A 13,531-nucleotide genomic window follows, 5' to 3' on the forward strand; every position below is an offset into this window, starting at 1 on the left:
GGTTTTATAGTCCGGCCCGATCTTTCCTGCAACCGCTTTGCCGTGCCGATGCCAGCCGTCGGCACGGGATGCGCTGTGCAGCGAACACACCACACCGATGAGCGGAGCAAAGATGGGCAAGAGGATGCTGTTGGGAGGGGGCGCCGCTGTTGTGTGCGTGCTGGCCGTCGTCATGCTGCTGACCAGAAAGGACTCGACGGCGCACGCCACTGCGGCGTGGCCGGTGACCAAGGTCGCGCTGGCCACCGTCACCTCGCGTGAGGCGCCCCGCCAGACCTTCGCCGCCGGCGAGCTGGAAGCCGCCCACCAGGTGCAGGTGGCCGCGGAAACCACCGGGCGCATCACGCGCATCGCCTTCGAGTCGGGGCAAAGGGTCAAGGCCGGGCAACTGCTGGTGCAGCTCAACGATGCCCCCGAGCAGGCCGACCGGGTGCGCCTGAGCGCACAGCTGCGCAATGCCCGCACCCTGCATCAGCGCATCGGCAAGCTGCGCACCGCCAATGTCACTACCCAGGAGCAACTCGACAACGCCACCGCCGCCGTGCAGATGGCCGAGGGCGAACTGCAGCAGGTCGATGCACGGATTGCGCAGAAGGCGATCCGGGCCCCCTTTGCCGGCAAGCTGGGCATCCGCCGCGTGCATCAAGGCCAGTACCTGAATGCCGGTGACGCCGTGGCCAGCCTGGTGGACGCCACGCAACTGCGGGTGAACTTCTCGCTGGCCGAGCATGCCGCCCCGGGCTTGCAGGTGGGGCAGACCGCAGCCCTGGCGGTGGATGCACTGCCGCAAAAGACCTTTGCGGCGCGTATCAACGCCATCGACCCGATGGTGGGCAAGGCGCGCGCAGTATGGGTGCAGGCCACCCTGGCCAACCCGGACGGGCAGTTGCAGGCCGGCATGTACGCCAGCGTGCAGCTCGCGGCGGCGCAGCCGACCCGGGTGATGGCCGTGCCGGAAACCGCCATCACCTACACCGCCTACGGCCAGACCGTGTTCATCGCCACCCACGACCCGGAACGCGGCCTGAGCGTGCACCGCGTGCAGGTGACCACCGGCGAGCGCTGGAAGGGCCAGGTGGAAGTCACCTCCGGGCTCAAGGCGGGCGACCGCGTGGTGGTCTCGGGCCAGCTCAAGCTCAGTGACGGCATGCAGGTGGAGCAGGTGGCCAATGACACGCTGCACAACGCCGACGGGGGCGACGCCTCATGAGGTTCACCGACAGTTTTGTGCGTCGCCCGGTGCTGGCCCTGGTGGTCAGCAGCCTGATCGTGCTGGCCGGCCTGTTCGCCCTGGGCAAGCTGCCCATCCGCCAGTACCCGTTGCTGGAAACCGCCACCATTACCGTCAGCACCGAATACCCGGGTGCATCGGCCGAACTGATGCAGGGCTTCGTGACCCAGCCGATCACCCAGGCGGTGTCGTCGGTGGAAGGCATCGACTACCTGTCTTCGTCGTCGGTGCAGGGCCGCAGCCTGGTGACCCTGCGCATGGAGCTGAACCGCGACTCGACCCAGGCGCTGAGCGAGACCATGGCCAAGGTCAACCAGGTGCGCTACCGCCTGCCGGACAAGGCCTACGACCCGGTGGTCGAGCTGTCGGCCGGGGATTCCACCGCCGTGGCCTATGTGGGCTTTGCCAGCGACACGCTGTCGATTCCCGAACTCAGCGACTACCTGTCGCGGGTGGTCGAGCCGCAGCTTTCCGGCATCGACGGCGTGGCCAAGATCCAGACCTTCGGTGGCCAGACCCTGGCCATGCGCCTGTGGCTGGACAGCGAACGCATGGCCGGGCGCGGCGTGACCGCCGCCGAGGTGGCCGATGCCGTGCGCAGCAACAACTACCAGGCCACGCCCGGGCAGGTACGCGGCCAGTTCGTGCTGGCCGACATACGCATCGATACCGACCTGACCAGTGTCGAGGCCTTTCGCGACCTGGTGATTCGCAATGACGGCACGGCGCTGGTGCGCCTGCGCGATGTGGGCACGGTCGAACTGGGCGCCGCGGCCACCCAGACCAGCGCCACCATGGATGGCCGCCCGGCGGTGCACCTGGGCCTGTTCCCGACGCCTGCGGGCAACCCGCTGGTGATCGTCGACGGCATTCGCAAGCTGCTGCCGCAGATCCAGCAGACCCTGCCGCCAGGGGTCAACGTGGCGCTGGCCTACGAGACTGCACGCTTTATCGAGGCCTCGATCCAGGAAGTGCTGCACACGCTGGTCGAGGCGATCGTGATCGTGGTGCTGGTGATCTGGCTGTGCCTGGGCTCGTTGCGCAGCGTGGCCATCCCGGTGCTGGCGATCCCGCTGTCGATGCTCGGCGCGGCCGGGCTGATGCTGGCGTTCGGCTTCAGCCTCAACCTGCTGACCCTGCTGGCGATGGTGCTGGCCATCGGGCTGGTGGTGGACGACGCGATCGTGGTGGTGGAGAACGTGCACCGCCATATCGAGGAGGGCCAGACGCCGGTGGCCGCCGCGCTGGTCGGTGCCCGCGAGATCGCCGGGCCGGTGATCGCCATGACCCTCACGCTGGCCGCCGTGTATGCCCCTATCGGCCTGATCGGCGGGCTCACCGGCACGCTGTTTCGCGAGTTCGCCCTGACCCTGGCCGGGGCGGTGATCGTCTCGGGGGTGGTGGCCCTGACCCTGTCGCCGGTGATGAGCTCGCTGCTGCTCAAGCCCGGCCAGCAGGAGGGGCGCATGGCCAGGCTTGCCGAGAAGGTGTTCGGCGGGCTGGCCAGCGCCTACGGGCGGGCACTGGCGCACTCGCTGTCGCGTCGCTGGGTCAGCGGCGGCGTCGCCTTGCTGGTGTGCCTGAGCCTGCCGTGGCTGTACCTGCAGCCGCAACGCGAGCTGGCGCCACCCGAGGACCAGGCCGCCGTGCTCACCGCCATCAAGTCGCCGCAGTACGCCAGCCTCGACTATGCCGAGCGCTTCGCCAGCAAGCTCGACCAGGTGATGCACAGCCTGCCGGAAACCACCGACACCTGGATCATCAACGGCACCGACGGGCCGGCCAGCAGCTTCGGCGGCATCAACCTCAGCCTGTGGCAGGCCCGCGAGCGCTCGGCCGATCAGGTCCAGGCCGACCTGCAGCAGGCCGTGAGCGAAGTGGAGGGCAGCAGCATCTTTGCCTTCCAGGTGGCCTCGCTGCCAGGCTCCAGCGGTGGCCTGCCGGTGCAGATGGTGCTGCGCAGCGCGCAGGACTACCCGGTGCTGTACCAGACCATGGAAACCCTCAAGCAGCGTGCCCGCGACAGCGGCCTGTTCGCGGTGGTGGACAGCGACCTGGACTACAACAACCCGGTGGTCAAGGTGACGGTCGACCGCGCCAAGGCCGCCAGCCTGGGCATCGGCATGCAGGCCCTCGGCGACTCCCTGGCCGTGCTGGTGGGCGAGCAGTACATCAACCGCTTCGCGCTGTATGGCCGCTCGTATGACGTGATCCCGCAGAGCACCCAGGATCAGCGCCTGACGCCCCAGGCGCTAGAGCGCCAGTATGTGCGCAGCGAAGCGGGGCAACTGGTGCCGTTGTCTGCCGTGGTGCGGCTGCAGATGACGGTCGAGCCCAACCGGCTGCTGCAGTTCGACCAGCAGAATGCGAGCACGCTGCAGGCCATCCCGGCACCGGGGGTTTCCCAGGGGCAGGCGGTGGCGTTTCTGCAGCAACTGGCCAGCGAACTGCCGCCGGAGTTCAGCCATGACTGGCAGTCCGAGTCGCGCCAGTACGTGCAGGAAGGCAATGCGCTGGTGCTGGCGTTTCTCGCCGCGATGGTGGTCATCTACCTGGTGCTCGCGGCCCAGTACGAAAGCCTGGTGGACCCGCTGATCATCCTGGTCACCGTGCCGCTGTCGATCTGCGGCGCACTGTTGCCGCTCGCACTGGGCTGGGCCACCCTCAATATCTACACGCAGATCGGGCTGGTGACCCTGATCGGGCTGATCAGCAAGCACGGCATTCTGATGGTGGAGTTCGCCAACGAGATCCAGCTGCGCGAGAACCTCGATCGTGCCGGGGCGATCATCCGCGCCGCGCAGATTCGCCTGCGCCCGGTACTGATGACCACCGCCGCGATGACCTTCGGCGTGATGCCGCTGCTGTTCGCCAGCGGCGCCGGTGCCAACAGCCGTTTCGGCCTGGGTGTGGTCATTGTCTGCGGCATGTTGATAGGCACGCTGTTCACCTTGTTCGTGCTGCCCACGGTGTATGCCTGGCTGGCCCGTGACCATCGCGTGCACAGCCCGCGCAAGCAGCAACTGGAGGAGGCCGAGCAGGGCCTTGCGCTTGGGCACAGGGAGGCAAGGCCATGAAGGGGTTCAGCCGTTATCCGCTGTTGCTGGGCGCCGTGGCGTTGCAGGCCGCCTGCAGCGTCGGGCCGCAATATCACGCCCCCGAGGTGGCGCCCATTCATGTGGTCAGCCCGCAGGCGCAGGCCTTCGCTGCGACGCCGGTGCAGCCGACGTCAGCCTGGTGGACCTTTTTCGACGACCCGCAGCTGGAACGCCTGATCGCCAACGCCCTGGCCCACAACCACGCCATCGAGCAGGCGCATGCCAGCCTGCTGCTGGCCCGTGCCCATGTGGATGAACAGGCGCTGGAGCGCCTGCCGACGGTGACCAGCAGCGCGAGCTACCAGCGCAGCCTGGCGCAGCAGGCCAGGCAGGGGCAGCCGCCGGCCCGCAGCCTGTCCGAATCGTGGCGGGCGGGGCTGGACCTGCAGTGGGAGCTTGACCTGTTCGGCCGCCTCGATCACCTGGAGCGCGCCGCCCAATCCCGTGCGCAGGCCTCCGCGGCCGACCTGGAACAGGTGCAGTTGAGCATCGCGGCCCAGGTGGCCCAGGCCTACTTCCAGGCCCAGGGGCTACGCCAGCCAGGGCTGCTGGCCGAAGAAGCGGTGCGCAGCTGGCAGGAGACCGTGCCGTCGACCCCGGCGCAGTTGCCCGCCGGCGCCGGCCTGCCCGAAGCGCTGGAGAGCGCGCAGAGCAACCTGCTGCTGGCGCAATCGACTGTGGCGCCACTGCGCAGCCAGTTGCAGCGGCGCCTGTACCGGCTGCAGGTGCTCACAGGCCAGCGCCCCGGCAGCTTTGCCATCGCGCTGGGTGACATGCCGCCGATGCCATTGGCGCGCCAGCTGCCACTGGGGGATGTGGATCAGCTGATCCGCAACCGGCCCGATGTGGTCCAGGCCGAACGGCTGCTGGCTGCCCGTGTGCAGGATGTGGGCGCTGCCACTGCCGACCTGTACCCACGTTTGAACCTGGGTGGGTTCATCGGCTTCTTTGCCTTGCGTGACGGCGACCTGGGCAGTGCGGCGCGGGCGTTCGAGCTGACGCCCGGCCTGACCTGGCCAGCGTTCAACCTGGGCTCGGTGCGGGCGCGCCTGCGCGGTACCCAGGCGCTGGCCCAGGGCGAGGCGGCGCACTTCGAACAGGTGCTGCTGGTGGCGGTGGAAGAGGTGGAGGGCGCAGTCACGCAGTTGGCCGAGCACCAGCGCCACCTGCTCGGCCTGGTGCAGGCGGCGCGGCATGGCGAGGCGGCGTTCGCCATCGCCCAGCAGCGCTATGGCGCAGGTTCGGGCAGCTACCTGGCGGTCAAGGACAGCCAGCGCGACCTGTTGCGTCTGCGCCAGGACATCGCGCGGGCACAGGCCGCCTCCTATGGCAACGCCGTGGACCTGTACAAGGCCCTGGCCTGGCGCGCGCCTGCCGGCAGGACGCTTAGCGCAAACACCCTGAACAACTGATGAGGACCGCTTCGTGGATACTGCAACTTCACTGCTGATGTTTCAGATGGTACTGGCCGCAGGGTTCACCCTGTGGTTGAGCATCGCCCTGGTCAACAACCTGCAGGCCTTTGCCAGTTCGGCGGCGGCCGTCGGGGGCACGCTGTCGATGGCGCCCCTGCGCCAGGCACCGGCGATCGACCTGCCCCTGTGCTCGCGGGCCATCCACTCGCCCGCTGTGCACCGGGCGGCATTGATGGTCGTCGTGCTGCTGCAGGCGGGGGCGGTGCTGGCCGCCTGGGCGGGCTGCTACCACCTGCTGCTGGGCAGCGGCCTGGACGCAGCCCGGCCCTGGTTGAACCTGGCGCTTAGCGCAGCCCTGGGCTTTTTTTTCGCCATGCTGCTCGGGGGGCTGTGGTTCGGCTACTGGATACGCCAGGAGGGCCTGCAGCTCACTCACCTGGCGCTGGTGGTGTGGGTGGTGCTGAGCTTCATGGTGTTCAACCTGCAGTGGGGCTAGTGCGCCGCTGTCACCCCAATCGGGCCACCCTCGCGTGGCCTTGATGCCCTATGGTTTGGCCAGCAGCCCGCGCAGCAGCAGTTCCAGTGCGCCGGTGCTGCGCGCCAGTCGCGCATCGCCGTCATCACCCTGGGCGATCCACACCGCAGCCTCGGCCAGGCTGCCGTAGACCAGCGAGGCCAGGGCCTGCGGGTCGGCCTCGGCCACCACGCCTTGTTCGATCAACCGTTCCAGCAGTGCCTGGATCGACGCGATGCAATGGCGTTGCGCGTCCGTCGAGGTGCCCCCCAGCACGGCTGGGGCATCGCGCAACACGATGCGCTGGTAATCCGGCTCCAGCGCCATTTCCAGATACGCCCGGCACCGCTGGCGAAAGCCTTCCCAGGGCGTCTGGGCAGTGTCGGAGAGCGCCTGCAGGCGTGCATCCATCTCGGCGTCGATCGACGCCACCACGGCCGCCAGCAGCCCCTGCTTGTCGCCGAAGTGGTGATACAACGCGCCGCGGGTCAGCCCGGCCTGGGCGGTCAGGTCATCCATCGAGGTATCGGCATAGCCGCGTTCGCTGAACACGCTGCGGGCGGTGGCGAGCAAGGTGGCGCGGGTTTCTTCCATTTCGGCACGGGTGCGGCGAGCCATGGGCGTGTCTCCTTACATACGGTGCGTATGATTATTTACATTCGGTGCGTATGAATATACGCTTTTTATACATACATGCCGTATGTAACTTGTCGCGCTGCCGTGTCAGCGGCCAATTCACCGCCCTGGAGCATCAGATGGCCAACCCTTATCGAGACCTTTTTGCCGCGCCGGGCGCCCTGGGCTTTGCCTTGGCCGGGCTGCTGGCGCGTACCGCACTGCCGATGACAGGCATCGGCATCATCACCTTGCTGTCGCAATTGCGTGGCAGCTACGCACTGGCCGGGGCAGTGGCGGCGGTCTTCGTGCTGAGCTATGCGCTGTTGTCGCCACAGGTATCGCGCCTGGTGGATCGCCTCGGGCAACGCCGCGTGTTGCCTGCGGCCACCGCCATCAGCCTCCTTGGGCTGCTGCTGGTGCTGGCCAGCACCTGGCAACGGGCTGGCGACTGGGCGCTGTTCATCGGGGCGGTGCTGGCAGGGTGCATGCCGAGCGTGTCGGCGATGGTGCGTGCGCGCTGGACGGCCCTGTACCGTGGCCAGCCGCAGTTGCAAACGGCGTATTCGCTGGAGACGGTGTTCGATGAGGTCAGCTTCATTGCCGGGCCGCCGCTGTCGGTGGGCCTTGCGGTGGTGGTACTGCCCCAGGCGGGCCTGCTTGCGGCCGCACTGTTGCTGGTGCTGGGTGTGTTCGCACTGGTCATCCAGCGCAATACCGAGCCGCCGATCCAGCCCCGGGAAGCTGCCGGGGACCGTTCGGGCTCGGTGATCCGCCTGGCCAACGTGCGCCTGCTGACCCTGCTGATGGTGGCGATGGGCATGATCGTCGGCACCGTGGATATCGTCAGCGTGGCCTTTGCCGAGCAACGCGGCCAGCCGGCGGCGGCCAGCCTGGTGCTGTCGGCCTATGCCGTGGGGTCGTGCGTGGCGGGGCTGCTGTTCGGTGCGCTCAAGCTGCAGGTGCCCTTGCCGCGCCTGCTGTTGCTGGGTGGGCTGGCAACCGCTGCCACGACCCTGCCGCTGTTGCTGGTCGCCAGCCTGCCGGGCCTGGGTGTGGCGGTGCTGGTGGCGGGGCTGTTCTTTGCGCCGACCCTGATCGTGGCCATGACCCTGGTCGAGCGGCTGGTGCCCGAACATCGTCTGACCGAGGGCATGACCTGGCTGCTGGCCGGCTTGAACATCGGTGTGGCCGTGGGGGCGGCGGTATCGGGGCCGGTGGTGGATGGCAGCGGTGCACGGGCCGGCTTCGGTGTGGCGCTGGTGGCCGGTGCCCTGGTGCTGCTGGTGGCTGTGTGGGCCCACCGGCGCCTGGTTGCACGGGCGGCGACGTCGCAGCCCGCCTGAATCAGCTGGCTACATGGCGCCAGTGCCAGGGCTCATACACGTAGCCTGCGCCATTGTCGGGCGGGTACGACAGCTCGAAGCCATAGGTCGCTGCGTTGCGGGTCAACCATCTGAATGCCGGTGTCGCTTCGAATTCGGGCTCCAGGTCGGTGCAGCCGGGGGTGCCTATGTCGACGGCACGCCCGGTGTGATGCTCGCTGAAGAACGGCGGGGCCGAGACCGCAAGGATCTGCTCGATGCTCTGCCCCTTGTCCAGCTTGCGCTGGATGATGGTCTTCTGCCGTTCGACGCTTCTGAAGGCCGACACCAGGTAAAGCGCCACGCCCTCGGCACCGGCAGCCGCTTTCAACTGGCGCCAGGCCTGAGCGGCCACGGCGATCAGTTCGTGCTTTCGGTTGTCCTGGCCGGTCTCGGCCCACTGCAGCAGGCTGGCTTCGACGAACTCCTGCAGATGGCGCTCGATCACCGCGTTCAACGGTATGCCGAGCTGTTCGAGCATCTGCAATGCGGCGGGGGAGTAGGGCATGGGGCTGACCTGGGCAGTGGGTATCAATCCAGCCTAGCAGTGAAGACGTGGTGCGATGGGGCGTCGTCCGTTCAAACAGGTTCGCCTTGCCGATGCGTTACTGGCCCTTGCACTGGGCCAGTACCACCTGGCAGGTCCTGGGCGTGCCACCGGAGCGGCTGGCGTAGCGCATGCAGTTGTCCATGGATTTCTTGCGGGCCTGGCCCAGGGTCGAGCCCCAGGCCAGGCCGCCTTCGCCAGCGCTGGGCACCGCCTTTGCGTAGCAGTTGGAACCCTGGGCGGCATAGCGATTGGCGGCCGTCTTGCCGGCGCAGCCGCCGGTCAGCAGCAGGGCGAATGCAAGCAGGCAGGGCAGGCCCCATGACAAGCGGCCAGGCACTGTTTTTGCGTTCATCCCGGTTCCCCTGTGCAACGGTCAAGCGACGTGAAAAAGGGGGGTGTTCCAATGGAATACCCGTGGCAGGCGCGGCTGGCCATCGGGTGGTGGGCGGTGCGTTCCTGGCCGGGGAAATCCGGCCGGGAACGGCGCGCCAGAGCCGTTCGAGTCAGTCGACTCGGCGAGCATACCTCACGGGCGCGAGGTTTTCACGGTCAGCACTTCGGTGTACACCACGTCGACCGTCTGGCCGACCTTGAGGTTCTTCATGCGCGCCTGCAGTTCGGGGTCCTCGACCTTCACCACCTTCACCTTGCCCTGGGGCGGCAGCAGGGTCACTTCATGGGCGTCGAGGTCGATGGCGGTGATCTTGGAGGTGACGCGCACCTGGCGGAAAGCTTCGCCGCCCGGGTTGGGGTTGTCCTTGGTGGCGCGCACGGTGCCGGCCTCGTCGGTGACCTTCGGCGCGCCGCCCTCACTGGTGTTGAGCACATAGGCCACGGCACGGGTCACCGTGATGTCGACCTTGTCGCCCACCTTCAGGTTGTGCAGGTCCTTGGCCTGGTCGCTCAGCTGGATAGGCACCTGGCTGTTGTTCGGGCCTTCGATCGTGACCCGGTAGTTGCTCGGGTCCACTGCCAGCACCTGGGTGCTGATGTGGTCTTGCAGCGCTTCGCTGCCCAGCGGCAGTTCGGCGGCGTGGGCCGCAAAGCTGGCAGTGGTCATGAGTGAGGCGAGGGCAACGGCGTGGGCGAGGGAGCGAATCGATTTCATAAGCCTGCATTCCATGTAATGGCTGAATGAGCGGAACAACGCATGACGCAACGTGCGTGGATCACGCGCAAAGCATAGCCACTGATTGCGGATATGCCCGTTAGACGCCGCCCTGCGACTGCACCTGGCCACGCATCGCGGCCTCGATGAATGGCGCCTTGCCGGCCAGGTACTCGCCGATACCGTCACGATTGGTTGCTTCAAGCTCAAGCTTCAACGCCTGGTAGCGCTGGCGAAGGTCGTCATCGCTGCGCAGCAGGTCGCGAAAGCGCAGCATCCAGGCAATCTGTGGGTGGCCCTGGGCACACACGTGCACCTTGTGGGTACGGATACCGTCGACATCACGACGGTAGAAGTGGTGGCCCGGCGACAGGTCGGAGCCGCGCACGTACCCCAGAGCCTGCATGTGGGCGTGGCGTGCTGCGGTTTCCCGATGCGCCTGGACCACCACCAGCACGTCGATCTCCGGCTTGGCGGCAAGGCCGGGTACGCCCGTGCTGCCCACATGATGGATGTCGATCAGTTCACTGCCAAAACCCTGGGCGATGCCTGCCCTGGCGGCCAGGTAGCGCTCGGGCCATTGGTTGTCGTAGGGGCGGATCTGGCTGGTCAGCTTCATTGCGGTGTTTCCCTGGGAGTCATATTGGCCAGTCGCTTACCCGCGCGTTCCAGCGCTCACGGTGGCGTTCGCGCCAGCCGCGGCTGCCGGAATCGAGCCAGGCGAGGGTGGCCTGCACACTGTCCTGGCTGATGATGAAGCTGTCGATATGGTTGACGATGGTCTCTTCGGCCACATGCAGCAGGGCCAGGTAGTCGTTGAAGCTTTCGGCCAGCACCACGTATTCGTCGCCTTGCTGGCGGCGGCCGGTCCAGGCGGGCAGGGCGGCGACCATCGCGGCCACCTGCTGGCGCCCCTCGCGCAGGTCCAGCAGCAACAGGCTGGCGCCGCCGTCACGCCCGATCGGCAGCAGGCCGTGGGCAGGGTAGCCGGGGCGCTGGCGTGCGCGTTCCAGCTCATAGGGGTTCGACTCCCATTCGCCGTCCAGGTCCAGCCCGTACAGCGAGAAGCTCATCAGCTCGCGTTCGCCGCTGGCCAGGGTGACCGCTACGTCGTACTCGAGGTAGGCGCCGTTGCAGGTCGTGAGAAATTCACGGTAGTCAGCCGGCAGGGGCGCGCCAAGGCTGGCCTCCAGCTGTGCAAGCGCAGCGTCGCTGGCGCCTTGCCGGGTGTCTTCGAGCATCAGCCCGCGGTAATCGGTCATCGAGGTGGCTCGCTGTACAGGGGCGGCAGATGATGCCGCGCATGGGCGCCGCAGGCAAACGGCGCGGGTGGGGCCGCACCGTTTGCGGCATTACGCGGCCGGGGTGCCTTGATGAAAGGTCATCTGCCAATGGCCATCGAGCCTGCGCCATACCGAGCTGCGCAGCGACGCGGTGCCGCTGTGGCAGGTATAGGTCACCAGCGCAACGTCCGGCGCCAGGGGGCGTACCTGAAAATCGCTGATCGTGCGCACCCTGAATGCCTGGACGGGCAGGCTGGAGAGCACATCCGCCTTGTGCCAGGCCTTGCCGCTGGCGCCAATCTCCATGAAGTCATCGGCCAGCAGCGTCGACAGCAAGGCCGTGTTGCGGCGTACGTCCTGCTGCAGCAGGCGTTGCTCCAGGTAGTGCAGGGTGGCTTCCAGCTCGCCAGCGGGTTGCGTTGCGGGGCTGGCGTCGCCGCGGCGCTTGCGCCATTCATCCTGCGTCAGCTCCCAGGTTTCCTGGGGCATCGGCCCACTGACGAAATTGCCGGGCTGCACGTGCAGCAGGTGCATGCCCTCGCGCAGCGATATGCGCCGTGACGCCAGGTTGCTCACGGCCTTGGGCACCTGCAGGGTCGGGCGATTCAAGGTGTCGAACCAGAAGCGGTTGATCACCTCGCACACCTCGCGCATGTAGCCCTTGCCTTGCCACTGCGGCGCCAGCCAGAAACCGCGGTGGTTACCGGGGGTATCGTGCAGCGACACGCTGCCGATGCACTGCAGCGGGTTCTGCACCAGGCGGATCATCCAGTGCCATTCCTCGCCACGCGCCATGGCGGGCAGCGCCAGGTCGCGCACATACGTCAGTGCGCCGTCGTCCGGGTACGGCCAAGGCACGCGGCTGTCGAGATAACGCACCACCTCCCACTGCGGGAACAGTTGCTGGATCGCCGCAGCGTCGCTCAATTGCAGGGGCGTGAGCTGCAGGCGCGCGGTGGTGAAGGTAGGGATGCGGTTCATCTTGGCCTCGAAGCGGTAATGCATGGGGTGGGCGAGGGTGGGCAAGGTGTCGGCACCGAGGGTAAACCAAACCCATGCGCCAAGGCGATTGGATCGCGCAGGCCGGCACGCTGTAGCATGTGCGCCACGTTGGGCGCGACGCGCAAGGGGCGCGCCCTCACCACGCAATGACCATGGGGGGCGCATGAGCGACAACCAACCCTGCCGCGTCTGCGGCAACGTGATCCTGGCAAGCACCGCAGCGCGCACCGGCGGGTTGTGCATGCCCTGCAAGGGCGGCTACCGGGAGAACATCGAGAACGGCAAGCGCTACGCCCAGGAGCGCAAGCAGTACCTGGCCAGCCCGCAGGCGCTGTACTGGTCTGCACTGGTCGACCGGGTGTTCCGCACGCCCCAGGGGTTTGCCGGGCTGGCACTGGCCGAGCAGCACTATTACGCGGTCAACGTGCTGCAGGGCGAGGTGTACAACGGCGGTTTCGACCAGTACTTCGGCAACTCCTCGGGCGATCACTACGCCAGCGCGTGCGCGGGGCTGCGCGAACTCGGCGCGTTGCAGACCCTCGCGCTGCTGGAGGAGGCCAAGGGCCTGTTGTTCGGCGCCCAGGCAGTGCCTGCCGAGCAGGGCGAGCGTCAGTTGCGCATGCCCACCTATGCCGATGAGCCCGACCTGGCCTGCGAGGCCGCGCTGGATGCACTGGACACTCGCTTCTACCTCGACCCCGACCAGCTGGAGGAGCGCCTGGTGGCGTATGCGCGGCAACAGCAGCTGTTTGCCGCCGATTAGGTTTCGGGGTCCTGTTCTGCCAGGGGCGCGGGGTGTCAGTCGTTGCGGGCATGCACGGTATCCAGTACCAGCTCCATGCCCTGGGACATCAGCGCGCTGCCCGCGCGCAGCGGTTCGGGTGGCCCAATCGGCTTGAAGCCCAGCGCGGTGTACAGGTGCATGGCAGGGCTGTCCTGAATCGTGACCCCCAGCCGTACCCGCTGCATGTCGTGGCGGCGGGCCCAGTCCAGCGCTGCCTGCAGCAGTGCTCGTCCGGCGCCGCGCCCGCGGCAGGCCGGGTCGACCCACATCTGGAAGATCTCGGCAACGCCGGGCCCTGCACCGGCCAGCTTGCACCACACCAGCCCACAGGGCGCTTCGCCCTCCAGCGCAACAAACGCACGGCCCTGGCCGGAGCTTGCCGCCGCCCGCAAGCGCGCCGACCAGTCTTCATCGGTGCGCGTGGCCTCCGAGCCGTAGGTGCTGCCGAACGCATCCGGCGAGTCCTGCAGTGACTGCAGGCGCAGGTCGCGGTACAGCGGCCAGTGCGAGGGTTCGAGTGCTGTTGTGGCGATCATGCTGCTGTTCACCTTGTCCATTGGTACTGCC

Annotated in this window: 14 protein-coding genes and 1 pseudogene; 6 read left to right on the forward strand and 9 right to left on the reverse strand. The window is 67.5% G+C overall.

Going from position 1 to position 13,531, the window contains the following annotated elements:
* Window positions 1-112 precede the first annotated feature (112 nt).
* The 4 genes from MF6396_RS11285 to MF6396_RS11300 are packed head-to-tail and all read left to right on the forward strand — an operon-like array spanning window position 113 to window position 6,240.
* Complete coding sequence (locus tag MF6396_RS11285) at window positions 113-1,210, forward strand: efflux RND transporter periplasmic adaptor subunit (protein ID WP_078480324.1); 1,098 nt, start codon at window positions 113-115, stop codon at window positions 1,208-1,210.
* A complete protein-coding gene (locus tag MF6396_RS11290) occupies window positions 1,207-4,308 on the forward strand; it encodes a MexW/MexI family multidrug efflux RND transporter permease subunit (protein ID WP_043861391.1) in 3,102 nt (1,033 codons plus the stop codon). Before MF6396_RS11285 ends, MF6396_RS11290 begins: the two co-directional genes overlap by 4 nt.
* Window positions 4,305-5,741, forward strand: coding sequence for an efflux transporter outer membrane subunit (locus MF6396_RS11295; protein ID WP_078480325.1), 1,437 nt, complete (start codon window positions 4,305-4,307; stop codon window positions 5,739-5,741). The genes MF6396_RS11290 and MF6396_RS11295 overlap by 4 nt, the downstream gene beginning before the upstream one ends.
* 13 nt (window positions 5,742-5,754) lie before the next feature.
* Window positions 5,755-6,240 carry a DUF2165 family protein gene (locus tag MF6396_RS11300; protein WP_078480326.1) on the forward strand — a complete coding sequence of 162 codons (486 nt, stop codon included), beginning with the start codon at window positions 5,755-5,757 and terminating at the stop codon, window positions 6,238-6,240.
* Window positions 6,241-6,288: 48 nt separating this feature from the next.
* On the opposite strand, the gene MF6396_RS11305 is transcribed toward MF6396_RS11300, so the two are convergent.
* Window positions 6,289-6,876: a TetR/AcrR family transcriptional regulator gene (locus MF6396_RS11305; protein WP_054914619.1), complete on the reverse strand. Its 588-nt coding sequence runs from the start codon at window positions 6,874-6,876 to the stop codon at window positions 6,289-6,291.
* Window positions 6,877-7,013: 137 nt separating this feature from the next.
* Between MF6396_RS11305 and MF6396_RS11310 the strand changes: the two genes are divergently transcribed.
* Window positions 7,014-8,219 (forward strand): MFS transporter, encoded by a 1,206-nt coding sequence (locus MF6396_RS11310; RefSeq protein WP_078480327.1) that lies wholly within the window; start codon window positions 7,014-7,016, stop codon window positions 8,217-8,219.
* Window position 8,220: 1 nt separating this feature from the next.
* On the opposite strand, the gene MF6396_RS11315 is transcribed toward MF6396_RS11310, so the two are convergent.
* The 7 genes and pseudogenes from MF6396_RS11315 to MF6396_RS29025 form a co-directional block, all read right to left on the reverse strand.
* Window positions 8,221-8,745 carry a M15 family metallopeptidase gene (locus MF6396_RS11315; RefSeq protein WP_078480328.1) on the reverse strand — a complete coding sequence of 175 codons (525 nt, stop codon included), beginning with the start codon at window positions 8,743-8,745 and terminating at the stop codon, window positions 8,221-8,223.
* 97 nt (window positions 8,746-8,842) lie between these two features.
* Window positions 8,843-9,139 carry a hypothetical protein gene (locus MF6396_RS11320; protein ID WP_043861384.1) on the reverse strand — a complete coding sequence of 99 codons (297 nt, stop codon included), beginning with the start codon at window positions 9,137-9,139 and terminating at the stop codon, window positions 8,843-8,845.
* Window positions 9,140-9,313: 174 nt separating this feature from the next.
* On the reverse strand, window positions 9,314-9,895 hold the full coding sequence (locus MF6396_RS11325; protein WP_078480329.1) for a hypothetical protein: 582 nt from the start codon (window positions 9,893-9,895) through the stop codon (window positions 9,314-9,316).
* A 100-nt stretch (window positions 9,896-9,995) separates the two neighbouring features.
* A complete protein-coding gene (locus MF6396_RS11330; protein ID WP_043861382.1) occupies window positions 9,996-10,514 on the reverse strand; it encodes a GrpB family protein in 519 nt (172 codons plus the stop codon).
* 19 nt (window positions 10,515-10,533) lie between these two features.
* Window positions 10,534-11,157, reverse strand: coding sequence for an SMI1/KNR4 family protein (locus MF6396_RS11335; RefSeq protein WP_054914615.1), 624 nt, complete (start codon window positions 11,155-11,157; stop codon window positions 10,534-10,536).
* 90 nt (window positions 11,158-11,247) lie between these two features.
* The gene (locus tag MF6396_RS29020; RefSeq protein WP_443217205.1) at window positions 11,248-11,580 is read right to left on the reverse strand and encodes a nuclear transport factor 2 family protein; all 333 of its coding nucleotides are present in this window, start codon (window positions 11,578-11,580) and stop codon (window positions 11,248-11,250) included.
* A 36-nt stretch (window positions 11,581-11,616) separates the two neighbouring features.
* Window positions 11,617-12,159, reverse strand: a pseudogene (locus tag MF6396_RS29025) (GNAT family N-acetyltransferase); the annotation flags it as partial.
* A gap of 184 nt (window positions 12,160-12,343) precedes the next feature.
* Here MF6396_RS29025 and MF6396_RS11345 point away from each other — a divergent pair.
* Window positions 12,344-12,943: a DMP19 family protein gene (locus MF6396_RS11345; RefSeq protein WP_058540104.1), complete on the forward strand. Its 600-nt coding sequence runs from the start codon at window positions 12,344-12,346 to the stop codon at window positions 12,941-12,943.
* Window positions 12,944-12,978: 35 nt separating this feature from the next.
* On the opposite strand, the gene MF6396_RS11350 is transcribed toward MF6396_RS11345, so the two are convergent.
* Window positions 12,979-13,500 carry a GNAT family N-acetyltransferase gene (locus MF6396_RS11350; protein WP_078480437.1) on the reverse strand — a complete coding sequence of 174 codons (522 nt, stop codon included), beginning with the start codon at window positions 13,498-13,500 and terminating at the stop codon, window positions 12,979-12,981.
* Window positions 13,501-13,531 lie beyond the last annotated feature (31 nt).

Source organism: Pseudomonas sp. MF6396, from assembly GCF_002018915.1.
Classification (GTDB): domain Bacteria; phylum Pseudomonadota; class Gammaproteobacteria; order Pseudomonadales; family Pseudomonadaceae; genus Aquipseudomonas; species Aquipseudomonas palmensis.